We start from the raw sequence: 22,495 nt of genomic DNA on the forward strand, positions 1-22,495 counted from the left end.
CGTGTTCCCCCGGCGCCCCCGCGCGGCGCGGCGGGGCCCGCCTACAGTTCGTACGGCAGCAGGTCAGGCCGCTTCGGTGGCAGGCCGTCGCCCGAGGAGCGGCCCGTCAGACGGCGTCCGATCCAGGGGAGCAGGTGCTGCCGGGCGAAGCGCGCGTCCGCCACGCGCCGCATCACCCAGCCCGGCGGCAGCGTCGCCGCGAGCGGCGTGCGCCACTCGGCGTCCTCGGGGTCGTGCCCGAGCGCCTGCCACACGGCCTCCGCGACCCGGCGGTGGCCCTCGGCCGTCAGGTGCAGCCGGTCGACGTCCCACATCCGCGGGTCGGCCAGCGAGGGCGCGCCGTACAGGTCGACGACGATCGCGTCGTGCCGTGCGGCCAGCTCGTCGACGCAGGCGAACAGCTCCTCCATGCGCGGCCGGAACCGCTCCAGCACGGGTCCCTGCCGGCCCGGGCTGCGCATCAGCACGAGCTGCTTGCAGGAGGGGGCCAGCTTCTCCACGGCCTCCTCCAGGAGCCCGCGCACCCGGCCCATGTCGCACTTGGGCCGCAGGGTGTCGTTGAGTCCGCCGACCAGGGTGACCACGTCGGCCCGCATGGCCGCCGCCACGTCGACCTGCTCCTCGACGATCTGCCGGATCAGCTTGCCGCGTACCGCGAGGTTGGCGTACCGGAAGCCGGGCGAACGGGCCGCCAACCGTGCGGCGAGCAGGTCGGCCCAGCCCCGGTAGGTGCCGTCGGGCAGTACGTCCGACATGCCCTCGGTGAAGGAGTCGCCGAGGGCGACCAGGCTGGTGTGGGTGGGGTTCGTCTGCATGGCGTCGAGAACAATATCCCGTGCACATACCCGGCGGTCGGTCGACTGCCTGGCCCTGGTTCCCTGGCCCTGGTTCCCGGCCCTGGCTCCGGTTCCCCGGCCCTGGTTCCGGGCCCTGGCTCTGGTTCCCGGCCCTGGCTCTGGTTCCCCGGCCCTGGTTCCCGGCCCTGGCTCTGGTTCCCGGCCCTGGCTCCGGTTCCCCGGCTCTGGTTCCCGGCCCTGGCTCTGCTTCCCGGCCCTGGCGCCGGCTCCCCGGGCCCGGACGTGCCCGTGAGCCGCCGGGGGTGCGGCACGGCGCAGGACTGGACGGCCGCACCCCTGGAGGCGGGTGTCCCGCGTACGCCCGGCGGTCGGTCGACTGCCGGGCCGTGCTCCCCGACCCCGGGCGTTGCCCGTGAACCGCCGGGGTGCGGCACGGCACGGGGCCGGACGGCCGCACCCCTCGGACGCCGGGCGTCCCGCGTCCGCCCAGCCGGCGCCTCGCACAGGATCCGGCTCCTCATCGGCCGGGCGCCCTCACGCCCGCTGCCCGAACAGCTCCCTCAGAACGTCCTCCATCGTCACCAGACCGGCCAGGCGCCCGTCCGCGCCGAGGACGGCCGCGAGGTGCGTGCGGCTGCCCCGCATGGCCGTGAGGACGTCGTCCAGCGGTGTCCGCTCCCGCACGCGCGCGATGGGCCGCATGTCGCGCAGCCGGAACGGCACGTCCCGCCCGGCGGCGTCCAGCGCGTCCTTCACGTGCAGGTAGCCGACGATCCGCCGCCCCTCGTCCACGACCGGGAAGCGGGAGAACCCGGACTCGGCCGACAGCCGCTCCAGCTCCTCCGGCGTGACCCCGACGCTCGCGTACACCACGCGCTCCAGGGGCAGCACCACGTCGCGCACCGGGCGGCGGCCCAGCTCCAGCGCGTCGTGCAGCCGCTCCTGGGCCCGGTCGTCGATCAGGCCGGCCTCGCTGGAGTCCTTCACGATCTGCGCGATCTCGGCGTCCGAGTAGGAGGCCGCGACCTCCTCCCGGGCCTCCACGCGCAGCAGCTTCAGCAGCGCGTTGGCGAAGGCGTTCACCGTGAAGATCACCGGGCGCAGCGCCCGGGACAGCGCCACCAGCGGCGGCCCGAGCGCCAGCGCGCTGCGCACCGGCTCGGCGAGCGAGATGTTCTTCGGCACCATCTCGCCGAGCAGCATGTGCAGGTAGGTCGCCAGGGACAGCGCGATCACGAAGGACACCGCGTGTCCCGCGCTCCGGGGCACGCCCACCGCGTGGAACACCGGCTCCAGCAGGTGCGCGATCGCGGGCTCGGCGACCACACCGAGCACCAGCGTGCACAGCGTGATGCCGAGCTGCGCGGCGGCCATCAGCGCCGACACGTGCTCCAGCCCCCACAGCACGCTCCTGGCGCGCCGGTCGCCCCGGTCGGCGTAGGGCTCGATCTGGCTGCGGCGCACCGAGATCAGCGCGAACTCGGCGCCGACGAAGAAGGCGTTGACGACGAGCGTCGCCAGACCGATCAGCAGCTGGACGGCGGTCACAGCTCCACCCCCTTCTCGCCGGGCGTCTCGTCGTCGAGGGGCGCGCTCAGCCGGACGCGGGCCGCCCGGCGGCCGGTCGCGTCCAGGACCTCCAGGTGCCACCCGGCGACCTCGAGGGTGTCACCGGTGGCGGGTATCCGGCCGAGCTCCGTCGCCACCAGCCCGGCGAGCGTCTCGTACGGCCCTTCCGGCGCGCGCAGTCCGAGGCGCTCCAGGTGGTCCACCCGGGCGGAGCCGTCGGCCGAGTACAGGGCGTGCCCGGCCTCGTCCGTGCCGGCCGGCGCGAGGTCGGGCAGTTCGTGCGGGTCGTGCTCGTCGCGCACCTCGCCGACGACCTCCTCGACGATGTCCTCCAGGGTGGCCACGCCGGCCGTCCCGCCGTACTCGTCGATCACGACGGCCATCGTGCGCTTGCCGGAGAGCCGGTCGAGCAACCGGTCGACGGTCAGGGTCTCGGGGACCAGCAGCGGTTCGCGCATCAGCTCGGAGACGAAGATCCGGGTCCGCCGCTCGGCCGGCACCGCCAGCACGTCCTTCACGTGCGCGGTCCCGACGACCGAGTCGAGCGTCCCGCGGTAGACCGGGAACCGGGACAGGCCGGTCGCGCGGGTCGCGTTCGCCACGTCCTCCAGGGTGGCCTTCACCTCCAGGGCGACCACCTGCACGCGGGGCGTCATCACGTTCTCCGCCGTCAGGTCGGCGAGGTTCAGCGTGCGCACGAACAGCTCGGCGGTGTCCGCCTCCAGGGCGCCCTCCTTGGCGGAGTGCCGGGCGAGCGCGGCCAGCTCCTGCGGCCCGCGCGCCGAGGCCAGTTCCTCGGCGGGCTCGACCCCGATCCGCCGCACGATCCGGTTCGCCGTGTTGTTGAGGTGCGTGATGAAGGGCCGGAAGGCGGCGCTGAACCAGCGCTGGGCGTTGCCCACGGTCTTGGCGACGGCCAGCGGGGAGGAGATCGCCCAGTTCTTCGGGACCAGCTCGCCGACGACCATCAGGAACACCGTCGACAGTGCCGTGCCGAGGACCAGCGCCACGCTGCGCGACGCCGAGCGGGAGATGCCGAGGCCCTCCATCGGCCCGGCGATCAGCGCGGCGATCGACGGCTCGGCGAGCATGCCGACGACCAGGTTGGTGACGGTGATGCCGAGCTGCGCCCCGGAGAGCTGGAAGGTCAGGTTCCGTACGGCTTTCAGCGCGCCCTGGGCGCCCCGCTCACCGCGCTCCACCGCCCGCTCCAGCTCGGCGCGCTCGACCGTGGTGAGGGAGAACTCGGCCGCGACGAAGGCGCCGCAGGCGAGGGACAGGAGGATCGCCACCAGGAGGAGGAGCACTTCTGTCATCGGGTCACCCCCGTTCCATGGTTCTCCAGGACGGGGCGGAACGCGCGGCGCGGCGCACTGGGAGGCTCGCCCATGGGCGGACGCTCACAACCTTTCATACAGAACCGTGTGGCCACCCCAGGTTAAAGGATGGGCAAAGTCCTCCGATCGGCCGCTCCGGCGGTGACGGGGGAGAAGCGGAAGGCGTCGGCGTCCTCGCGGGCGACGGCCCGGCCCGCGTCGGGTGCCGCGAGGCGTGTACCCGGGAAGAGCCGGTCCGCACCCGCCGGCGCGAGACGGCGCCTCACCGGCTCCCCGGCTCCCGTCCGGCCAGCGGCTTCACCCAGCGCCGCCACTGCTCCTCGGGCCCGTACCCGGCGGCACCCCACGCCCCGTGCGCCCCCTCGTTGCGCGTGAGGACCATCGCGTCGGCCCGCCTCCCGCCCAGCCGCACGAACCGTTCCTCGGCGGCGGCGAGCAGCGCCGACGCGATGCCTTGGCGGCGGTGGTCGGGATGCACCGCCAGCCGGTACAGATGGCAGCGCCAGCCGTCGAACCCGGCGATGACCGTCCCGAGCAGTTCACCGTCCCGCTCCGCCAGGATCAGCGCCTCGGGATCCCGTGCCACGAGCCGCTCCACACCACCGGGGTCGTCGCTGATGCTCGCCCCCTCGGCCGCCACCTTCCAGAAGGCCAGCACGGTGGCGAGGTCCTCGGGCGTCGCGGCCCGGATGCGCGGCTCGTTCATGCGGTGATCAGACCACGCAGGGTCCGGTGCGGCACACCGTTTCAGGATGCGGACGTCGTGAACCCTCCTCACCCCGCCGTGAACCCTCCTCACCCCGCCGTGAATTTTGCTCGTACGGCCTCGGCTCACGGCGAACCGCCGTCCCCTCACTCGTGCGCGATGGCCGCCAGGACGTTCATCCGCGAGGCCCGCAGCGCGGGCAGCAGCGCCGCCACGACCCCCACCACCGCCGAGCCGATCACCACGGCCACGATCGTGCGCCACGGGATCGCCAGGGCGGTCATCCCCTGCAGCGCCAGCACCTGCTGGGTGCACACGCCCCAGATCAGTCCCAGGACGAGTCCCAGGACCGCGCCGAACACGGCGATCACCACCGACTCCAGCCGGATCATCCGGCGCAGCTGACGCCGGGCCAGCCCGATCGCCCGCAACAGGCCGATCTCCCGGGTCCGCTCGACGACCGACAGGGCGAGGGTGTTCACGACGCCGAGCACCGCGATGATGATCGCCAGCCCCAGCAGCGCGTACACGAGGTACAGCAGCACGGCGATCTGGTCGCGCACCAGCTGCTTGTAGTCGGCCAGGTCCCGCACCTGCACCTGCGGATACCGGTCCAGGGTCTTCTCCAGGCCCGCGCGCAGCTCGTCGTCGCCCGTGCCCGGGGCGGCGTTGACGTACAGCGCGGAGTCCAGCCCGCCCGGCGCGTACCGCTCCAGGGTGCCGAGCCCGAAGTACAGCCCGCCCTGCGTCCCGAAGCCCTCGGCGGCGTCCTGGTCGGTGAGGGCGCCCACCGTCAGCCGGCCCTCGCGCCCACCCTGGAACTCCACCGGGACGGTGCTGCCGACCCGTACGCCGTGCTCGCGGGCGAAGTCCCGGTCCATGGCCAGCCGTCCGGGTGCGAGCGCCGCCTCCGAGTCGCCCTGGGCGTAGGTGATGTCGGCGACCTCGTCGAGCCGCGGATCGTAGCCCGTCGCGGTCGTCTCGACGCGGTCGCCGTCCGGCAGGCGCACCGCGACCGGGGTGAGCCGACCGCGCACGACCAGGCCCACGCCCTCGGTGCCGCGCACCGCTTCGGTGACCTCCCGCGGGAAGGGCAGGAAGTTGGTGTTCTGGACGACGAAGTCGGCACCGAGCGTCCTGTCGATCTGCTGGTCGAAGGACTCGGTCATCGACGCGCTCGCCACCGACATCCCGCCGACCAGGGCGATGCCGACCATCAGGGCGGCCGCGGTGGCGCCGGTCCGGCGGGGGTTGCGCAGGGCGTTGCGCTGGCTCATCCGGCCGATCGACCCGAACAGGGCGGGGAAGGCGGCGCCCAGAACCCGGATCACCGGTCGCACCAGCAGCGGTCCGGCGATCACGGTCGCGATCAGGGACAGCACCACCCCGAGTCCCAGCAGGGACGCCGCCGCCGACGTCCGCCCGGACGCCGCGCACCCCGCGAGGGCCGCCGCCCCGGCCACCCCGACGACCGCGCCCGCCACCGCCCGGTTGCGCAGCGGCCGGCCCACCCCGCCGACCTCGGCGTCCGATAGCGCGGCCATCGGCGAGACCCCCGCCGCCCGTCGCGCCGGGAGGTACGCGGCGACGAAGGTGACCCCGAGACCGACGACGTACGCCGCCACCGGCGTCACCCAGCCGACGACCATCTCGTCGATGGCGATGTTCGTGCCGAGCAGGCCCATCAGCGCGATCAGCCCGGCCGCGAGCCCGATCCCGGCGACGAGGCCCAGCGTGGACCCGACCAGGCCGAGCAGCAGCGCCTCTGCCAGCACCGAGCGGCGGATCTGGCGCCGGTCGGCGCCCAGGGCGCGCAGCAGGCCCAGTTCGCGGGTGCGCTGGGCGATGAGCATGGAGAAGGTGTTGACGATCAGGAACACCCCGACCAGCACGGCGACCCCGGCGAAGCCCAGCATCACGTACTTGATGACGTCGAGGAACCCGCCGAGCCTCTCGACGTCGGACTCGGCCTGTTCGTCCGCGGTCCGGAAGTCGTAGGCGTGCGTGCCGAGCGCGTCGGCCACCCGCTGCCGGAGCCGGTCGTCGCCGACCCCGGGCGCCGCGTCCACGGAGATGCTCGTGGCGGCCTCCGGGTCGCCCAGCAGCCTCGTGCGCGCGGTGGATGTGTCGAAGTAGACGAGGGCCGCGCCGGGGTTGGTGGTGGTGAACGTGACGATGCCGACGACCCGGACCTGGAACGAGCCGGGCGGCGCGATCACGGTGAGCCGGTCACCGAGGCGCACCTTCCCGCGCTCGGCGGTCTCGGAGTCGATCAGCGCCTCGGCGGGACCGCGCGGGGCGCGCCCCGAGGACAGCTCCACGGGGCCGCGCCCGTTCGGGTTCCAGGCGCTGCCGAGCGTGGGGGCTCCGTTGGTCGGTCCCACCGGCTCGTTGTCCTCGTCGACGACGGTGAGGCCGCTCATGTTCACCTCGGCCCGGGCCGCCGCGACGCCCTCGACCCGCCGGACCCGTTCGGCGAGCGCCGCCGGAAGGGTGGCCGTCCGGCCGGAGGGCACCGCCTCGTCGAGGCCCTCCTTGGGACTGACCGTGACGTCGGCCGCGGTGGAGGCGAACAGCCGGTCGAAGGTGCGGCTCACGGTGTCGGAGAAGATCAGGCTCCCCGCGACGAACGCGACGGACAGCAGGACGGCGAGCGCGGAGAGCAGCAGCCGCCCCTTGTGTGCCAGGAAGCTGCGCAGGGTCGCCTTGAGCACGGGGTCAGTTCTCCTCTGCGAACACGGTGGCGTCCCCGGAGCGGGTGCGCACGACGTCGAAGCGTTTCATGCGTTCCAGGACCGCCTCCGCCGTGGGCCGCGGCATCTCGTCGACGATCCGGCCGTCCCCCAGGAAGAGCACCAGGTCCGAGTGGGCGGCGGCGCCCGGGTCGTGGGTGACCATGACGACGGTCTGCCCCAGCTGGTCCACCGCCTCGCGCAGGAAGCCCAGCACCTCCAGCCCGGCGCGCGAGTCGAGGTTGCCCGTCGGCTCGTCGGCGAAGATCAGCTCGGGCCGCGAGGCCAGGGCCCGCGCACAGGCCACGCGCTGCTGCTGGCCGCCCGACAGCTGCGCGGGCCGGTGCCGCAGCCGGTCGCGCAGGCCCAGGGTGTCGATCACCTGCCGCAGCCACTCCTCGTCCGGCTTCCTGCCCGCGATGTCCATGGGCAGGGTGATGTTCTCCAGTGCGTTCAGCGTGGGGATGAGGTTGAACGACTGGAACATGAAACCGATCCGGTCCCGGCGCAGCCGCGTCAGCTCACGTTCCCTCAGGCCCGTGATCTCGGTGCCGCCGAGCCACACCTGCCCGGACGAGACGGTGTCGAGCCCCGCCAGGCAGTGCATCAGCGTGGACTTGCCGGACCCGGACGGTCCCATCACGGCGGTGAACCGGCCGCGGACGATGTCCACGTCCACCGCGTCGAGCGCGAGCACGGCCGTCTCGCCCGATCCGTACGCCTTCGTCAGCCCTCGGGCGCGGGCCGCGACACCGTCGGCCGGTGCGAGGCCGGGTGCGTGCTCCGCAGCAGGTGTGGACAAGGCCGTCTCCTCAGGGTGGACGTCAGGGCCGCCTGGCACTGCCCGAGCGTAATGTGGCCCGGCGCACACTCGGTATCCTCCGTGGGTCGGAGTCGCGCCCCTGCCGGTGCCGGCACCTCCGCACCGGCTTCGGGGCGGGAAACGCGGCAGTGGAACGGGTGAAGTGCTACGCGCTGCCGCGCGGGCTCCACGCCGTGCCCAGCACGCAGTACGAACTGGGCAGCACCGGGCCCTCCTCCGGCATCATCATCCGCTTGTAGGGCCCCAGTTCGAACCCGGCGTCCCGCAGCGAGCGCACCGGCTCCCGGGAAAGATGGCAGCCGCCGCTCAGCAACGGCCACACCGTCCGGTCCAGCGCGTGCTGCGTGAGGACCATGGCCCGCCCCTCACCCAGGCCGTGTTCGAAGAACCGCACCTCACCACCCGGCCGCAGCACCCGCCGCAACTCGGACAGGGCCCGGGGCACGTCCCGCACGCTGCACAGCACCAGCGACACGACCGCCGCGTCGAAACCCTCGCTCTCGACCGGCAGCGCCTCGGCCGCGCCCGGCACCACGTCCACCGGCACGTCGGCCCGCCGGGCGGCCTCCTCGGCCAGCTGCCGCAACCGCCGCTCCGGTTCGAAGGCCACGACCTCCGCGACGGTGTCCGGGTAGTGGGCGAAGTTCAGCCCGTTGCCGGCGCCGATCTCGATCACCCGCCCGGACACGCCGTGGAGCAGCCTGTCGCGCACCCGGGCCATGCCGATCCTGGTCTCGGCGGCCACGCTGACCCGGGCGTAGCAGCGGGCGAACAGCGGATGATGCACGGCGTCCCGCGGCACCCTGCCGGAGCGGAGCGGCATGACGACCTCCCTGACGAGGCTGGCCCTACCCCGATTGTCCCCCGCGAGGGCCGGAGGCACCCCCGCAGCAGCAGGACCGCGCCCTCGTTCCGGGCCCTCGACGCGAGCCCTTCCGGGCCCACGTGGACGGGCGGCGGAGGGACCACGTACACCGCGACCTCACCGCCCGGCGCCGCCGGGGGGCCTCGACGCGAGCCCTTCCGGGCCCACGCGGACGGGCCGCGGCGGGAACGCCACGTCTCCACCAGGCTCCCTGGGCGTCCGGAGCCGTCGGGCACGGCGGAGCCGGGGCCGGCGGACCGGCGACGCCGAGCGCGCCCCGGCACGCCACGCTCCCCGCCTGCCGGTGACGACCCCGGCGCCTAGCCCAGTTCCGCCGCGAGCAGCGCCGCCGTCCTGGCCACCAGCGGGTTGTCCGCCGGGGCGTCTTCCTCGGGCTGTGTCGTCAGCACCGACAGCACCAGGGGCCCGCCGTCCGGCGGCCAGGCGATGCCCACGTCGTTGTTGCCGCCGTACCGGCCGCCGCCGGTCTTGTCGGCGATGAGCCAGTCGGCGGGCAGGGCCTTGCGGAACTTCTCGCCACTCGTGGTGTTGCGGAGCAGCCAGTCCGTGAGCCGTGCCCGGTCCCGGGGCTCCAGCGCGTCGCCGACCACCAGACGGGCGTAGGTGAGGCCGATGGCGCGAGGGGTGGTCGTGTCGGTCACCCGCCACGGCTCGGCGCTGTTGAGCTCGGGCTCCCACCGGTCGAGCCGGGTGAACCGGTCGCCGAGCGAGCGGGCGAACCGCGTGACGGCGGTCGGTCCGCCCAGCTCCTTCAGGAGCAGGTTGCCCGCGGTGTTGTCGCTGAAGCGGATCGTGGCGTCGCACAGTTCCCCGACGGTCATACCGGTCGCGACGTGCTCCACGGTGACCGGCGAGTACCCGGACTTCTCGACGTAGTCGGCACCGTAGTGGACGCGCTTGGCCAGGACCTCGCCGTCGCGGTCGAGGTCGCGCAGGACGGCCGCGGCGGCGAGCGTCTTGAACGTCGAGGCCATGGGGAAGCGCTCAGCGGCCCGGTACGAGACCGTCCGCCCGGTGCGGAGGTCGCGGGCGTACACGCCCAGCCGGGCGGTGTGCTCCTGCTCCAGCCGCCGCAGCCGCGCGACCACGCCCTTGCCGTCGCCCGTCGAGGCGCGCGCCGGCGCGGCGGCGAGTCCGAGTGCCGTTCCCCCGCCCAGCACGAGAGCGGTGCGGCGGGAGGGACCTGGGTGAGTCGAGTGCACGGTGTTCCCTTCGGAGATGATCACGTACAAACTCCCCTACGTGTTCTCACCCGCCCCCGATTTCAAGCCCATCCGCCTCGCACTCGGGAGCACCGAGCATCCACCGCCCCCTCATCCCCTTGAGGGCTCGGGCGCCTCCCGGGTGCGGAACGCCTCGGCGTCCCAGGTTCCCTCCAGGCGTGGTGCCAGCCAGTGAGGGGCCGACGTGCGGAACTCGGTGGGGGAGACGGTCCCCGACCCGGCCGGAACCGACCCCAGCAGCGGTGCTTCGGCCACGTCCGGCAGGTCCACGACGTTGCACCGGGCGGCGAGGTCCGGCTCTTCGGGCCAGCTGCCGATCACGAGTCCCGCCAGGTCCAGTCCGCGGGTGCGCAGCTCACGTGCCGTCAGCTCCGTCGGGTTCAGCGTGCCGAGCCCCGCGTGCACCACGACCAGCACGGGTGCCGACAGCAGCTTGGCCGCGTCCGCCAGGGTGCCGCCGGCCGCGTCGAACCGTACGAGCAGTCCTCCCGCGCCCTCGACCAGGACGAGATCGTGCTCGGCGGCGAGCTTGGCGGCGGCATCCGCGATCTCGGGGGGACGCACCGGGGCGCGACCGGCCCGGCGGGCGGCCGTGGCCGGTGCCAACGGCTCCGGGTAGCGGGCGAGTTCGGCCGTCGTCACCGGACCGGCGAGGCGCGCGACCTCGGCGGCGTCCCCCGGCTCGCCGGGCCGCACGCCCGTCTGCGCGGCCTTGAGCACGGCCACCGACCGGCCCGCCGCCAGCGCCGCCGCGGCCACGGCGGCGGTCACGACCGTCTTGCCGACCTCTGTGCCCGTGCCCGTGATCATGAGTACCGGCATGTCATCCCTCCCGTGCCGCCGCGCACACCGCCCGCGCGATCCGCGCCAGGTCCGCGTCGCCCGTGACGTACGGCGGCATCGTGTAGATCAGGTCGCGGAACGGACGCAGCCACACGCCCTCGCGCACGGCGGCCTCGGTGGCCGCCTTCATGTCCACGGCGTGGTCGAGCTGTACGACGCCGATGGCGCCGAGCACCCGCACGTCCCGCACACCCGGCAACGCCGAGGCGGCCGACAGCCCCTCGCGCAGCCCGGCCTCGACCCGCTTGACCTCCGCGAGCCAGTCCTGCCCCAGCAGCAGCCCGATCGAGGCACAGGCCACCGCGGCGGCCAGCGGATTGCCCATGAACGTGGGGCCGTGCGCGAGCACCGGCACCTCGCCGCGTGAAATGCCGTCGGCCACCCGCGCGGTGCACAGCGTCGCCGCCATGGTCAGGTAGCCGCCGGTCAGCGCCTTGCCCACGCACATCACGTCCGGCGTGACGGCCGCGTGCTCCGCCGCGAACAACGCGCCCGTACGGCCGAAACCGGTGGCGATCTCGTCGAACACCAGCAGCACGCCGTGCGCGTCGCACGCCTCGCGCAGCACCCGCAGGTAGGCGGGGGAGTGGAACCGCATCCCGCCCGCGCCCTGCACCACCGGCTCGACGATCACCGCGGCCAGCTCGTGGGCGTGCCGCTCGACCGTCGACCGCAGGTGCTCTGCGTACGCCTCGTCGTACTCCGCGGGGGGCGCGTCCGCGAACACCTGGCGGGGGAGCGCCCCGGCCCACAGCTCGTGCATCCCGCCCTCGGGGTCGCACACCGACATGGGCTGCCAGGTGTCGCCGTGGTAGCCGCCACGCCAGGTCAGCAGCCGCCGCTTGCCGGGACGGCCCAGCGAACGCCAGTACTGCAGGCACATCTTGACCGCGACCTCGACCGACACCGACCCGGAGTCGGCGAGGAAGACGTGCTCCAGCCCGTCGGGCGACATGTCGACAAGGAGCTTCGCCAGCCGTACGGCGGGCTCGTGGGTGAGCCCGCCGAACATCACATGGCTCATCCGCGCGAGCTGCTCGCGCGCGGCCTCGTTCAGCACCGGGTGGTTGTAGCCGTGGATCGCCGACCACCAGGACGACATCCCGTCGACCAGCTCTCCCGAGCCGTCGGCGAGCCGCAGCCGCACCCCGCTCGCCGCCTCCACGACGAGCGGTTCCTGCCGTCCGGGCATCGGCCCGTACGGATGCCACACGTGCCGCCGGTCGAGCTCCAGCAGCTCGGGGACCGTCGGTTCAGGCATTGGGCGCGAGGTCCGTCCCGGCGCCCCGGCGGCGCACGGCGACCAGATCGGTCCGCGGCTCGGCGACCTGCGCGGCGGTCTCCGGCTCCGCGCCGGAACCGCACGCCCCGCCGCCCTGGGAACCGCACACTCCGCCCCCGTCGTGGCAGCCCCCGGCCCGGTGCTCCGGCAGCGTCACCTGATCGGTGCCCTCCACCTCGAACCCGGCGTCCGCGATCATCTCCAGGTCGGCCTTGCCGGCCTGGCCCTCACTGGTGAGGTAGTCGCCGAGGAAGATCGAGTTGGCCAGGTGCAGGGCGAGCGGCTGCATCGTGCGCAGGTGCACCTCGCGCCCGCCCGCGATGCGCACCTCGACGTCCGGGCAGACGAACCGCGTCATGGCGAGGATCCTCAGGCACCGCTGCGGGGTGAGGTTCCACTCCTTGCCGAGCGGGGTGCCCTCGAACGGGATGAGGAAGTTGACCGGTACCGAGTCCGGGTCCAGCTCGCGCAGCGAGAAGACGACGTCCACGAGGTCCTCGTCCGACTCGCCCATGCCGGCGATCAGACCGGAGCAGGCGGACAGGCCCGCCGCGTGCGCCTTGGTGACCGTGTCGACGCGGTCGGCGTAGGTGTGGGTGGTGGTGATCTCCCCGTACGTCGCCTCGGACGTGTTGAGGTTGTGGTTGTAGGCGTCGGCGCCGGCCTCGCGCAGCCGCTCCGCCTGACCGGCGGAGAGCAGGCCCAGGCAGGCGCACACCTCGACGCCCTCGTTGTTCGCCTTGATCGCCTTGATGGTCTCGGAGACCCGGTCCACGTCCCGGTCGGTCGGGCCCCGCCCGCTGGCCACCAGGCAGACCCGCTTGGCGCCCCCGGCCACCCCGGCCGCCGCGGCGTCGGACGCCTGATCGGGTTTGAGCCACGTGTACTTCAGGATCCCGGCCTCGGAGCCGAGCCGCTGCGAACAGTACGAGCAGTCCTCGGGGCACAGACCGGACTTCAGGTTGACCAGATAGTTGAGTTTCACCCGTCGGCCGAACCAGTGCCGGCGCACCTTGCCGGCCGCGGCCACCACATCGAGCAGGTCGTCGTCGGACGTCGCGAGGACGGCCAGTGCCTCGTCCCGGGTCGGCGGCTCGCGCCGAAGCCCCTTCTCCACCAGCGTGTTCAGCAGGTCCATGAGAGTCGATCCTGTCCTACTCGAGTGCCTCGGGCCAAGGAGAGTCCGCACAACAGAGTCGCTCCGAGGTGTGGGTATCGCCACACCCTGGCCTGCTGGTGGTCCCGCTAGTGTCTGTGCACTGCCTACAAAATCCGCGGAGGACCACCCATGGCGTTCGGCTGGATCGACGAGCAGGCGCAACTGCGCCGCCGCGCCGGACTCGTACGGACCCTTCGCCCCCGTCCGGCCGATTCGCCCCTCCTCGACCTGGCGAGCAACGACTACCTGGGGCTGGCCCGCCACCCGGAGGTCACCGAGGGCGCGGCACGCGCCGCGCTGGACTGGGGCGGCGGCTCGACCGGCTCCCGGCTCGTCACCGGCACCACCGAGCTGCACACCGAGCTGGAGGGGGAACTGGCCGATTTCTGCGGCTTCGAGGCGGCCCTGGTCTTCTCCTCCGGCTACGCCGCCAATCTCGCGGCGGTCACCGCGCTGGCCCCGCACGGCTCGCTGATCGTCTCCGACGCGGGCAACCACGCCTCCCTGATCGACGGTTGCCGGCTGGCCCGTGGCACGACCCAGGTCGTGGCGCACGCCGAGCCGGAGGCCGTGCGCAAGGCGCTGTCGGCGCACGAGGGCGCGGCGATCACCGTGTCCGACACGGTCTTCTCGGTCGACGGCGACGCGGCCCCGCTGACCGCACTCGCCGAGGCCTGCCGGGAGCACGGCGCGGGACTGGTCGTCGACGACGCCCATGGCCTGGGCGTCCTCGGCGACGGCGGTCGCGGCGCGCCGTACGCGACGGGGCTCGCGGGCGCCGGTGACGTCGTCGCCACGGTCACCCTGTCCAAGTCGCTCGGGAGCCAGGGCGGCGCCGTCCTCGGCCCCGCCCGGGTCGTCGACCACCTGGTCAACGCGGCACGGACCTTCATCTTCGACACCGGACTCGCCCCCGCCGCGGCGGGGGCGGCCCTGGCGGCCCTGCGGCTGCTGCGCCGCGAGCCGGAGCGGGCCGCGCGGGCCCGCGCGGTGGCGGACGAGCTGCACGCACGCCTGACCACCGCGGGTCTGGAAGCGGTGCGTCCGGACGCCGCGGTGGTCTCGGTGCGGGCGCCCTCTCCCGAGGACGCCGTGCGCTGGGCGGCCGAGTGCCGCGCCGCGGGCCTGGCCGTGGGCTGCTTCCGGCCCCCTTCGGTGCCGGACGGCATCTCACGGCTCAGACTGACCGCCCGGGCGGACCTGACCGGTGAGCAGATCGAACGCGCTGTACGGCTGATCGGCGAGACGCGGCCATGAGTCGGCGTGACACGGCCGTGCGTCGCACGAGGGCGGGCTGATCGGACGGCGTCTCACATACGGTCGACCGCGGACGTGAACTCGGCCCAGCTCCGCGGGGAGAGCAGCAGGGCGGGCCCGTCCGGGGTCTTGGAGTCGCGCACGGCGAGGAGTCCGGCCCACGGCGGGGTCTGCGGACGCGCGGTCTCGACGCAGTTGTTCGCGCCGGTGCTGTAGCTGCTGCGCAACCACCGCACACCGTGCAGTTCGGTGCTCGAGGGGACGTGACGAGGCAGTGCACGCATGGTGCCTCCTTATGCGCCGGCGGCTGTCCCGGCGATGAAATCCAACGAGTCCTCGGGGGAAAGGGCGTGGATCTGAAGGGTGTTGAAGGCCTCCGTGTAGGCCTGGAGGTCTTCTTTCCGTTCGAGGTAGAGGCTACTCGTCAGGTGGTCGAGAACAACCACATCCAAATCAGAAGTGCTCGAGAACGAGAAAATAACAAAAGGGCCTGTGACGCCGATGTGCGCCCCGGCGGCGAACGGCAGCACCTGGAGCCTCACCTGCGGCAAGCGCGCCGCCTCGACCAGTCGTTCGAGCTGCCGGGCCATCACCCCAGGCCCTCCCACCTCCCGCCGCAGCACCGCCTCGTCCAGCACGGCGCTCAGCTCCAGCGGCGGGTCCGCGCGCAGCACGTCCTGCCGGGCCAGCCGCACCTCGACGAGCGTGTCCAGCCGGTCCTCCGGAAGGCTGCCCAGGGCGGCCTTCGTCACCGCACGCGCGTACTCGGGCGTCTGCAGCAGGCCCGGCACGACGGTGGTCTCCAGCGTGCGCATGGCGCCGGCCTGCGACTCCAGGCTGATGAAGTCCCGGTAGGTCGGCGGCAGCACCCCTCGGTAGGCGTGCCACCAGTGGTGCCGGCCGCGGCTGTCGTCGGACCCCGACAACACCATGAGCAACTCGCGAAGCTGGGAGTCGGCCACACGGTAGACATCGAGCAGTGAGCGCACATCGGCCGGTTTCACCCCGCTCGTGCCCGTCTCGATCCGGCTGACCTTGGACTGGTGCCAGCCCACCAGCCGGGCCGCCTCACCGCTGGTGAGCCCCGCCGAGGTGCGCAACGCGCGCAGTTCGGCGCCCAGTTTCCGGCGGCGCACCGCGGGACCGTGCTGCATGGGCTCCTCCTTACTCCTTCCGAGCCACTCAAATACGGTCTCGCGTGGCAGAGTTCACCGCTTTGAGCGACAGATATATGCATATCTTGGTGGATCGCCGCCCTTCGGGAGGGTCCTGGTGGCACTCTGGCGGCGAAGCACCAGTCCGGGACCGTACTCGAACCATCCGCTCCGTGTCGGACTGCGGTTCCGTGGGAAAGGGGCGACGTCGCCATGGCAGACCATCTGGAAGCATCCGTCACTCTGCCGAGTGATCCCGCCTCGGTCTCCGCGGCACGTGCCTTTGTCGTGGGCATGCTCGCGGAGTGGGGGCTGCCGGCGGACACGGAAGTGTCCGACACCGTCCGGCTCATCATCTCCGAACTCGCGACCAACGCCGTCCAGCACACCTTCGGCCAGTCGCCCACCTTCACCGTGGACGTCCTGCTCGACCGCGACGAACAACTGCGCATCGGCGTCACGGACAGTCATCCGCGCTTCCCCCGGCGGCTTCCGGCGGCCGTCCAGCAGGACAACGGCCGCGGACTCGTCATCATCCGCTGGCTGACCGCGGAGTGCGGCGGCAAGCTCCGTATCCGCCCCACCCGAGAGGGCGGCAAGACCATCTCGATCGAGCTCCCGTGGACGATCCCGGCCCGGCCGGTCAGCACAGCGGCCCGGCAGGAGCCGTGATCCGGCGTCGCCCGGGGCGGCGTACGGCGTCCCGGCCTTCCGCGCGCGGCCGTCCTCCCCCGGGCCTGACGCTCCTCTCCGGCACGTCCGCCGTCAGCGGCGCCGACGGCGCTGTGCGGGCGCTTCTCGGCGTGGTGCCGGTCCTTCCGGTTCCTCCGACGGCTGCCTCGAAGGCGTGCCGGAGGGGGGCCGGGCCGACACCGTCCTCGGGCGGTTCCCCGGAGGGGTGCCGGAGGCCGGACGCACCCGTCCCGTCCCGCCGCCCCGCCCGCCGCACCAGGAGCGGCCGGCGCGGACCCGTGTCACGCTCCGGAGTGCGGTGGCGTGTCAGGACGCCGCCGCACTCAGGGCGGTTCATTTCACGCGTCCGTACCAGACGCTCTTGGTCCAGATCTTCTGCAGGCGCACCACGTCCCCGGTCTTCGGGGCGTGCCAGAGCCTGTTCTTACCCGCGTAGATGCCGACGTGGTACACGTTCCGGCCCGAGTGGAAGAACACCAGGTCCCCGGCCTTGCGGTTCCTGGGGGAGATGTGGCGCGTCTTGTTGTACTGCTGGGCGGCCGTGCGCGGCAGCTTCTTGCCCGCCTTCCTGAACGAGTAGAGCGTGAGCCCCGAGCAGTCGAACCGGTACGGTCCGGTGGCCCCGTACCGGTAGGGCGAGCCCTTCTTGGACGCCGCGACCTTGAGTGCCTTCGTCCCATGGGTGGCCGCCGAGGCCTCGGCCGAGAAGCCGGGTGCCACGATCGAGCCGCCCACGGCGGCGATCGTGAGGGCCGAGGCGGTACCGGCCCGGACCATGAGCGACGGAACACGATTCAGCGCAGTCATGCGCACCCCTTCGTCAGCCGCCTGTGAAGGATGACCTGTCGGATTCGGGCTGGCGAAGTTGCCCGGCCGCTGACGCGGCTTCACCCCAAGGGCTGCTCGGATCCGGTCATGGCGTGACCGTCCCGGCGACCCGTCGTGCTTGGGTCCTCCACTCCTGCCGATGCACTTCCGTCGACCGGTCGTCCGTGCGGCGGCAGGACTCGGCGTCCGCCCGGACCGCCCCGCCGCTGTGGCGGGGGCTTGTCGTCAGACAGGGATCTTGCTTCATGCTTGTCCTGATATCCCAACGGAACCGGTTATTTGTGTTGTTACTCACCACTCGCCCGTTCGGGTGGCCGCGTCTGTGTTCGAGCCACGGTGCACCGCTCCGCCGGCCGCCGGACCAGCGGTGGAATGCCCCATTCCGCCCTTCGGGCACGCGCGTCGCGCAACTGTGAGGGGCCAAAAAAAGCACCCCCGTCTACTCCGGACAGGGGTACGTCTTTCGGGCCGTTTCGACTCGGCTCCGGACGCTCCGTCCTCGGGCCGGGCGTCCGGACCGTCGCCTCCGTGTCAACTCACGGAGTCCGTAGGCAGGGTGACCCGCGCCGTGCGCCGCTCGCCGTCCAGGACGCGCAGCGCCCGCGCCAGCGTGGCGGCGTGCAGTTCCGTCTCGCCCCGCTGGTGCATCAGGGCCAGCGCGTCGCGCAGTGCCGTCGCCTTGCCGACCAGTGCCTGGGCGGCGCGCAGTCCGCGGTAGGTGTCGCCGGGCAGGGAGGGGTTGATGCGACCGAGCAGGTCGACGACGTCGAGGTAACGGTCGATCAGCTCCGACTCGGCGCCGGTCAGGGCGGGCAGCGGGGGCAGTTCGGGAGGCAGCACCGGCGGCTCACTCCCCGGTCGGCACGGCCATGGTGGCCTTGCGGTTCGGCACGATCCTGTCGGCCAGGCCGTACTCCAGTGCCTCCTGGGCCGTGAGGACCTTGTCCCGCTCGATGTCCGCGCGGACCTGCTCGCGGCTGCGGCCCGTGTACCGGGCGAGCAGTTCCTCCATACGGGCCCGGATGCGCATCAACTCGTCGGCCTGGATCGCCAGATCGGTGGCCTGTCCGCGGACCGGCTCGGGCAGCGCCGGCTGATGGATCACCAGGCGCGCGTCGGGCAGCACGGAGCGCTTGCCGGGTGTGCCCGCCGCGAGCAGCACCGAGGCGGCCGCGCCGGCCTGGCCGAGGCAGATCGTCTCCACGTCGCAGGCGACGTACCGCATGGTGTCGTGGATCGCCGACATCGCGTGGAACGCGCCGCCGGGAGAGTTGATGTACAGCGAGATGTCCCGGTCCGGCGCCTGGTGCTCCAGGTGCATGAACTGGGCCATCACGTCGTTCGCCGAGGTCTCGTCGACCGGCGTCCCGAGGAAGACGATCCGCTCCTCCAGAAGCTTGGAGTACGGGTCCGTCGTCCGTTGCCCGGACCCGGTGCGTTCGGTGAACTCAGGCAGCACGTAACGGGCGGACGGTCGGGTCATGGGGAACCCCTCCTCACGGGCGGAGCCGTCTCCGGCGACGGTGCTCTGTGTAAAAAATGTACAGGACGTACGTGACGTTATGATGGAGGCATGGCCTACGAGATTCCGGTGACGCAAGCCAGGGCTGAGCTCGCCGACCTGATCAACCGCGTGGTGTACGCCGGCGAGCGCGTCGTCGTCACCCGGCACGGCAAGCCCCTCGTCGCCCTTGTCTCCGCCGATGACCTGCGGCGACTGGAGGAGGACCGGCAGCCGGCGGAGGCCTCGCAGGAGCAGGTGGCCCGTGCGGTCTCGACGGTCCACGAGGTCGTGTCCGCTCCGCGTGAGCAGCAGCGCTTCGGCATCGCCGCGCAGCACCGGGGAGTCGATCCGGCCTGAGGAGGCGGCGCCGGTGCGGGCACGCGGGCGTGATCGAGGCCCGCACCCGTTCCCGCCGCCCCTACAGGACGCGAGCCGTGCACCCGGGTCCGCTGCATCGCGGGTGCACGGTCGTCCGGGTGCCTTCGTTCCGCAGTCAGGGCGGCGGTCGGGGGTCACTCCGGGGTTAACGTCCCTGTAACGCGCCCCCACTAGCCTCCCTCCACGCCACCCGGCGCTTCGCCCCGTGGCCGCGGCAACCGGGCCCGCACGGTCCGGAGCGAGGACTGTGAGGTGGGACGGTGCAGCTGACCCCGCACGAACAAGAGCGACTGCTGATCCACTTGGCGGCCGACGTCGCTCACAAGCGCCGGGCCCGCGGGCTCAGGCTCAACCACCCTGAGGCGGTCGCCCTCATCACCTCGCACATCCTGGAGGGCGCGCGCGACGGGCGCACCGTCGCCGAGCTCATGGCATCCGGCCGGACCCTGCTCACCCGGGACGACGTCATGGAGGGCGTACCGGAGATGATCCACGACGTCCAGGTCGAGGCCACCTTCCCGGACGGCACCAAGCTCGTCACCGTCCACGAGCCGATCGTCTGAGGGGCGCCTGGATGATTCCCGGAGAGATCCTCTTCGCCGACGGCCCGATCGCCTGCAACGAGGGCCGCGCGAGCACCCGGATCACCGTCCTCAACGCCGCCGACCGGCCCGTCCAGGTCGGTTCCCACTACCACTTCGCCGAGGCCAACCCCGGCCTGGAGTTCGACCGCGCCGCGGCGCGCGGCCGGCGGCTGAACGTCGCCGCCGGCACCGCCGTGCGCTTCGAGCCCGGGATCCCGGTCGAGGTCGAGCTCGTTCCGCTCGCCGGCGCCCGCGTGGTGCCCGGGCTGCGCGGGGAGACCGGAGGCGCCCTCGATGCCTGAGATCTCGCGTGCCGCCTACGCCGACCTGTTCGGCCCGACGACCGGCGACCGCATCCGGCTCGCCGACACCGACCTGCTGGCCGAGATCGAGGAGGACCGCTCCGGCGGCCCCGGACTCGCCGGCGACGAGGCCGTGTTCGGCGGCGGGAAGGTCATCCGCGAGTCCATGGGCCAGGCCCGTGCCACGCGGGCGGAGGGCACCCCCGACACCGTGATCACCGGCGCGGTGATCATCGACCACTGGGGCGTCGTCAAGGCCGACGTCGGCATCCGCGACGGGCGGATCACCGGCATCGGCAAGGCGGGCAACCCCGACACCATGGACGGCGTCCACCCGGACCTGGTCATCGGTCCCGAGACCGAGATCGTCGCCGGCAACGGGCGGATCCTCACGGCGGGCGCGATCGACGCGCACGTCCACTTCATCTGCCCGCAGATCGCGGACGAGGCCCTGGCGTCCGGCGTCACGACCCTGGTGGGCGGCGGCACCGGCCCGGCCGAGGGCTCCAAGGCGACGACCGTGACGCCCGGCCCCTGGCACCTGGCCCGGATGCTGGAGGCCATGGAGGCGTACCCGCTCAACATCGGCCTGCTCGGCAAGGGCAACACCGTCTCCCACGAGGCGATGCTCTCGCAGATCCGGGGCGGGGCGCTCGGGCTGAAGCTGCACGAGGACTGGGGTTCCACCCCCGCCGTCATCGACGCCGCGCTGACCGTCGCCGAGCGGACCGGCATCCAGGTAGCCATCCACACCGACACGCTCAACGAGGCCGGTTTCGTGGGGGACACACTGGCCGCGATCGCCGGGCGGGGCATCCACGCGTACCACACGGAGGGCGCCGGCGGCGGGCACGCGCCGGACATCATGACGGTGGTCTCCGAGTCGCACGTGTTGCCCAGTTCCACGAACCCGACCCGGCCCTTCACCGTCAACACCGCCGAGGAACACCTCGACATGCTGATGGTCTGCCACCACCTCAACCCGGCCGTGCCGGAGGACCTGGCCTTCGCGGAGTCCCGGATCCGGCCCTCCACCATCGGGGCGGAGGACGTGCTGCACGACCTGGGCGCCATCTCCATCATCTCGTCCGACTCCCAGGCCATGGGGCGCGTGGGCGAGGTCGTGCTGCGCACCTGGCAGACCGCGCACGTGATGAAGCGGCGCCGGGGACCGCTGCCCGGGGACGGGCGGGCCGACAACCGCCGGGTGCGCCGCTACGTCGCCAAGTACACGATCAACCCCGCGCTCGCCCAGGGGCTGGCCCGCGAGATCGGGTCGGTGGAGAGCGGCAAGCTCGCCGACCTCGTGCTGTGGGAGCCCGCGTTCTTCGGCGTCAAGCCCCACCTCGTCCTCAAGGGAGGGCAGATCGCGTACGCGCAGATGGGCGACGCGAACGCCTCTATCCCCACGCCGCAGCCGATCCTGCCGCGGCCCATGTACGGCGCGATCGGGCGGGCGCCCGCCTCCAACTCCGTCAACTTCGTGGCGCCCCTGGCCGTCGAGGACGGGCTTCCCGAACGGCTCCGGCTGGGCAAGCGGTTCGTCGCCATCGAGTCGACGCGCGGCGTGACCAAGGCCGACATGCGCGAGAACGACGCCCGGCCACGGGTCGAGGTCGACCCCGACAGCTTCGCCGTGCGCATCGACGGGGAACTCGTCGAGGCGACGCCCGCGGCCGAACTGCCCATGGCCCAGCGGTACTTCCTGTTCTGAGGGTGGTGCGATGTCGCGTGCGGCGCTTCTCGTCCTGGCCGACGGGCGATTCCCCGCCGGAGGGCACGCGCACTCCGGCGGTGCCGAGGAGGCGGTCAGGTCCGGGCGGATCGGCGGGGCGGAGAGCCTGGGCGCCTTCTGCCGCGGCCGGTTGCACACCGCGGGGCTGGTCGCGGCGGCCTTCGCGGCCGGCGCGGCGCTCGGAGTCGACCCGGTCGCGCTGGACGGCGCGGCCGACGCCCGCACGCCGTCACCGGCGCTGCGGGTCACCGCGCGCAAGCTGGGCCGGCAGCTGATGCGGGCCGCCCGAGCGACCTGGCCCTCGGCCGAACTGGACCTGCTGGCAGCGGAGTTCCCCAAGGGTGCCCATCAGCCGGTGGTGCTCGGCGTGGCGGCCCGGGCCGCGGGGCTGGGGCCGGTCGACGCGGCGTACTGCGCGGCGTACGAGAGCGTGAGCGGGCCGGCCACGGCGACGGTGCGGCTGCTGAGTCTCGACCCCTTCGACGCGACGCGGGTGCTGGCCCGGCTGGCGCCCGAGGTCGACCGGGTCGTGGACCGGGGCGTGGAGGCGGCTCGGCGGGCCGTCGGCGAAGGGCTCGACGCGCTGCCCGCGGGATCGGCTCCGCTGCTGGAGATCGGGGCGGAGGCACACGCCGGGTGGGGCATGCGGCTGTTCGCCTCGTAGCCGGCCCCACCACTCCACCTTCACCTCACGACCACCTGA

23 protein-coding genes and 1 riboswitch are annotated in these 22,495 nt (G+C 73.0%); of the genes, 7 read left to right on the plus strand and 16 right to left on the minus strand.

What is annotated here, in order from left to right:
• Positions 1 to 41 precede the first annotated feature (41 nt).
• The 11 genes from ACFW6P_RS12860 to bioB form a co-directional block, all read right to left on the minus strand.
• The gene (locus ACFW6P_RS12860) at positions 42 to 815 is read right to left on the minus strand and encodes an SGNH/GDSL hydrolase family protein (RefSeq protein ID WP_386355920.1); all 774 of its coding nucleotides are present in this window, start codon (positions 813 to 815) and stop codon (positions 42 to 44) included.
• A 516-nt stretch (positions 816 to 1,331) separates the two neighbouring features.
• A complete protein-coding gene (locus ACFW6P_RS12865) occupies positions 1,332 to 2,345 on the minus strand; it encodes a hemolysin family protein (RefSeq protein WP_386355917.1) in 1,014 nt (337 codons plus the stop codon).
• Positions 2,342 to 3,682 (minus strand): hemolysin family protein, encoded by a 1,341-nt coding sequence (locus ACFW6P_RS12870; protein ID WP_386355915.1) that lies wholly within the window; start codon positions 3,680 to 3,682, stop codon positions 2,342 to 2,344. Before ACFW6P_RS12870 ends, ACFW6P_RS12865 begins: the two co-directional genes overlap by 4 nt.
• Before the next feature lie 283 nt (positions 3,683 to 3,965).
• Positions 3,966 to 4,409 (minus strand): GNAT family N-acetyltransferase, encoded by a 444-nt coding sequence (locus ACFW6P_RS12875; protein ID WP_386355912.1) that lies wholly within the window; start codon positions 4,407 to 4,409, stop codon positions 3,966 to 3,968.
• Positions 4,410 to 4,555: 146 nt separating this feature from the next.
• Positions 4,556 to 7,123, minus strand: a complete 2,568-nt coding sequence (locus ACFW6P_RS12880; protein ID WP_386355909.1) for an ABC transporter permease — start codon at positions 7,121 to 7,123, stop codon at positions 4,556 to 4,558.
• 4 nt (positions 7,124 to 7,127) lie between these two features.
• Positions 7,128 to 7,943, minus strand: coding sequence for an ABC transporter ATP-binding protein (locus ACFW6P_RS12885; RefSeq protein ID WP_386355906.1), 816 nt, complete (start codon positions 7,941 to 7,943; stop codon positions 7,128 to 7,130).
• 166 nt (positions 7,944 to 8,109) lie between these two features.
• On the minus strand, positions 8,110 to 8,787 hold the full coding sequence (locus ACFW6P_RS12890; protein ID WP_386355903.1) for a class I SAM-dependent methyltransferase: 678 nt from the start codon (positions 8,785 to 8,787) through the stop codon (positions 8,110 to 8,112).
• A 362-nt stretch (positions 8,788 to 9,149) separates the two neighbouring features.
• Positions 9,150 to 10,076 (minus strand): class A beta-lactamase, encoded by a 927-nt coding sequence (bla, locus tag ACFW6P_RS12895; RefSeq protein WP_386357664.1) that lies wholly within the window; start codon positions 10,074 to 10,076, stop codon positions 9,150 to 9,152.
• 87 nt (positions 10,077 to 10,163) lie between these two features.
• Entirely contained in the window at positions 10,164 to 10,895 is a 732-nt protein-coding gene (gene bioD, locus ACFW6P_RS12900; RefSeq protein WP_386357662.1) for a dethiobiotin synthase, read from the minus strand.
• Between the two features lies 1 nt (position 10,896).
• Complete coding sequence (locus ACFW6P_RS12905; RefSeq protein ID WP_386357661.1) at positions 10,897 to 12,177, minus strand: adenosylmethionine--8-amino-7-oxononanoate transaminase; 1,281 nt, start codon at positions 12,175 to 12,177, stop codon at positions 10,897 to 10,899.
• The gene (bioB, locus tag ACFW6P_RS12910) at positions 12,170 to 13,336 is read right to left on the minus strand and encodes a biotin synthase BioB (RefSeq protein ID WP_386357659.1); all 1,167 of its coding nucleotides are present in this window, start codon (positions 13,334 to 13,336) and stop codon (positions 12,170 to 12,172) included. The genes ACFW6P_RS12905 and bioB overlap by 8 nt, the downstream gene beginning before the upstream one ends.
• Before the next feature lie 150 nt (positions 13,337 to 13,486).
• On the opposite strand from bioB, the gene ACFW6P_RS12915 reads away from it, so the two are divergent.
• Positions 13,487 to 14,614 (plus strand): 8-amino-7-oxononanoate synthase, encoded by a 1,128-nt coding sequence (locus ACFW6P_RS12915; RefSeq protein ID WP_386357657.1) that lies wholly within the window; start codon positions 13,487 to 13,489, stop codon positions 14,612 to 14,614.
• A gap of 53 nt (positions 14,615 to 14,667) precedes the next feature.
• Here the strand turns inward: ACFW6P_RS12915 and ACFW6P_RS12920 are convergent, their stop codons facing one another.
• Both ACFW6P_RS12920 and ACFW6P_RS12925 read right to left on the minus strand, forming a co-directional pair.
• On the minus strand, positions 14,668 to 14,898 hold the full coding sequence (locus ACFW6P_RS12920) for a DUF397 domain-containing protein (protein ID WP_386357655.1): 231 nt from the start codon (positions 14,896 to 14,898) through the stop codon (positions 14,668 to 14,670).
• 9 nt (positions 14,899 to 14,907) lie between these two features.
• Positions 14,908 to 15,768 (minus strand): helix-turn-helix domain-containing protein, encoded by an 861-nt coding sequence (locus ACFW6P_RS12925; protein ID WP_386357653.1) that lies wholly within the window; start codon positions 15,766 to 15,768, stop codon positions 14,908 to 14,910.
• 213 nt (positions 15,769 to 15,981) lie between these two features.
• On the opposite strand from ACFW6P_RS12925, the gene ACFW6P_RS12930 reads away from it, so the two are divergent.
• Positions 15,982 to 16,440: an ATP-binding protein gene (locus ACFW6P_RS12930; protein ID WP_386357651.1), complete on the plus strand. Its 459-nt coding sequence runs from the start codon at positions 15,982 to 15,984 to the stop codon at positions 16,438 to 16,440.
• Between the two features lie 354 nt (positions 16,441 to 16,794).
• Here ACFW6P_RS12930 and ACFW6P_RS12935 read toward each other — a convergent pair whose 3' ends face one another.
• From ACFW6P_RS12935 to ACFW6P_RS12945, 3 genes are all read right to left on the minus strand, one after another.
• Complete coding sequence (locus ACFW6P_RS12935) at positions 16,795 to 17,268, minus strand: C40 family peptidase (RefSeq protein WP_386357649.1); 474 nt, start codon at positions 17,266 to 17,268, stop codon at positions 16,795 to 16,797.
• A 2-nt stretch (positions 17,269 to 17,270) separates the two neighbouring features.
• A riboswitch (cyclic di-AMP (ydaO/yuaA leader) is annotated at positions 17,271 to 17,443 on the minus strand.
• A gap of 377 nt (positions 17,444 to 17,820) precedes the next feature.
• Entirely contained in the window at positions 17,821 to 18,129 is a 309-nt protein-coding gene (locus ACFW6P_RS12940; RefSeq protein WP_386357647.1) for a hypothetical protein, read from the minus strand.
• A 7-nt stretch (positions 18,130 to 18,136) separates the two neighbouring features.
• Positions 18,137 to 18,772 (minus strand): ATP-dependent Clp protease proteolytic subunit, encoded by a 636-nt coding sequence (locus ACFW6P_RS12945; RefSeq protein ID WP_386423645.1) that lies wholly within the window; start codon positions 18,770 to 18,772, stop codon positions 18,137 to 18,139.
• A gap of 90 nt (positions 18,773 to 18,862) precedes the next feature.
• On the opposite strand from ACFW6P_RS12945, the gene ACFW6P_RS12950 reads away from it, so the two are divergent.
• The 5 genes from ACFW6P_RS12950 to ACFW6P_RS12970 all read left to right on the plus strand — a co-directional run bounded on the left by ACFW6P_RS12950 (position 18,863) and on the right by ACFW6P_RS12970 (position 22,456).
• Entirely contained in the window at positions 18,863 to 19,150 is a 288-nt protein-coding gene (locus ACFW6P_RS12950) for a type II toxin-antitoxin system Phd/YefM family antitoxin (RefSeq protein ID WP_386357643.1), read from the plus strand.
• A 281-nt stretch (positions 19,151 to 19,431) separates the two neighbouring features.
• Entirely contained in the window at positions 19,432 to 19,734 is a 303-nt protein-coding gene (locus ACFW6P_RS12955; protein WP_386423646.1) for an urease subunit gamma, read from the plus strand.
• Positions 19,735 to 19,745: 11 nt separating this feature from the next.
• Positions 19,746 to 20,057, plus strand: coding sequence for an urease subunit beta (locus ACFW6P_RS12960; protein WP_386357639.1), 312 nt, complete (start codon positions 19,746 to 19,748; stop codon positions 20,055 to 20,057).
• Positions 20,050 to 21,771, plus strand: coding sequence for an urease subunit alpha (locus ACFW6P_RS12965; protein WP_386357638.1), 1,722 nt, complete (start codon positions 20,050 to 20,052; stop codon positions 21,769 to 21,771). The genes ACFW6P_RS12960 and ACFW6P_RS12965 overlap by 8 nt, the downstream gene beginning before the upstream one ends.
• Before the next feature lie 10 nt (positions 21,772 to 21,781).
• Positions 21,782 to 22,456, plus strand: a complete 675-nt coding sequence (locus ACFW6P_RS12970) for an urease accessory protein UreF (protein ID WP_386357637.1) — start codon at positions 21,782 to 21,784, stop codon at positions 22,454 to 22,456.
• Positions 22,457 to 22,495: the final 39 nt, after the last annotated feature.

Origin of the sequence: Streptomyces sp. NPDC058741 (assembly GCF_042746715.1) — a bacterium.
In the GTDB taxonomy this organism is placed as follows: domain Bacteria; phylum Actinomycetota; class Actinomycetes; order Streptomycetales; family Streptomycetaceae; genus Streptomyces.

What these genes read in the sequence shown, in the direction of transcription:
- ACFW6P_RS12925 (WP_386357653.1), bottom strand. Translation starts at nt 15,768, where the DNA reads ATGCAGCACGGTCCCGCGGTGCGCCGCCGGAAACTGGGCGCCGAACTG.
- ACFW6P_RS12890 (WP_386355903.1), bottom strand. Translation starts at nt 8,787, where the DNA reads ATGCCGCTCCGCTCCGGCAGGGTGCCGCGGGACGCCGTGCATCATCCG.
- bioB (WP_386357659.1), bottom strand. Translation starts at nt 13,336, where the DNA reads ATGGACCTGCTGAACACGCTGGTGGAGAAGGGGCTTCGGCGCGAGCCG.
- ACFW6P_RS12905 (WP_386357661.1), bottom strand. Translation starts at nt 12,177, where the DNA reads ATGCCTGAACCGACGGTCCCCGAGCTGCTGGAGCTCGACCGGCGGCAC.
- ACFW6P_RS12920 (WP_386357655.1), bottom strand. Translation starts at nt 14,898, where the DNA reads ATGCGTGCACTGCCTCGTCACGTCCCCTCGAGCACCGAACTGCACGGT.
- ACFW6P_RS12875 (WP_386355912.1), bottom strand. Translation starts at nt 4,409, where the DNA reads ATGAACGAGCCGCGCATCCGGGCCGCGACGCCCGAGGACCTCGCCACC.
- ACFW6P_RS12950 (WP_386357643.1), top strand. Translation starts at nt 18,863, where the DNA reads ATGGCCTACGAGATTCCGGTGACGCAAGCCAGGGCTGAGCTCGCCGAC.
- ACFW6P_RS12970 (WP_386357637.1), top strand. Translation starts at nt 21,782, where the DNA reads ATGTCGCGTGCGGCGCTTCTCGTCCTGGCCGACGGGCGATTCCCCGCC.
- ACFW6P_RS12930 (WP_386357651.1), top strand. Translation starts at nt 15,982, where the DNA reads ATGGCAGACCATCTGGAAGCATCCGTCACTCTGCCGAGTGATCCCGCC.
- ACFW6P_RS12935 (WP_386357649.1), bottom strand. Translation starts at nt 17,268, where the DNA reads ATGACTGCGCTGAATCGTGTTCCGTCGCTCATGGTCCGGGCCGGTACC.
- bioD (WP_386357662.1), bottom strand. Translation starts at nt 10,895, where the DNA reads ATGCCGGTACTCATGATCACGGGCACGGGCACAGAGGTCGGCAAGACG.
- ACFW6P_RS12965 (WP_386357638.1), top strand. Translation starts at nt 20,050, where the DNA reads ATGCCTGAGATCTCGCGTGCCGCCTACGCCGACCTGTTCGGCCCGACG.
- ACFW6P_RS12860 (WP_386355920.1), bottom strand. Translation starts at nt 815, where the DNA reads ATGCAGACGAACCCCACCCACACCAGCCTGGTCGCCCTCGGCGACTCC.
- ACFW6P_RS12945 (WP_386423645.1), bottom strand. Translation starts at nt 18,772, where the DNA reads ATGACCCGACCGTCCGCCCGTTACGTGCTGCCTGAGTTCACCGAACGC.
- ACFW6P_RS12870 (WP_386355915.1), bottom strand. Translation starts at nt 3,682, where the DNA reads ATGACAGAAGTGCTCCTCCTCCTGGTGGCGATCCTCCTGTCCCTCGCC.
- ACFW6P_RS12915 (WP_386357657.1), top strand. Translation starts at nt 13,487, where the DNA reads ATGGCGTTCGGCTGGATCGACGAGCAGGCGCAACTGCGCCGCCGCGCC.
- ACFW6P_RS12960 (WP_386357639.1), top strand. Translation starts at nt 19,746, where the DNA reads ATGATTCCCGGAGAGATCCTCTTCGCCGACGGCCCGATCGCCTGCAAC.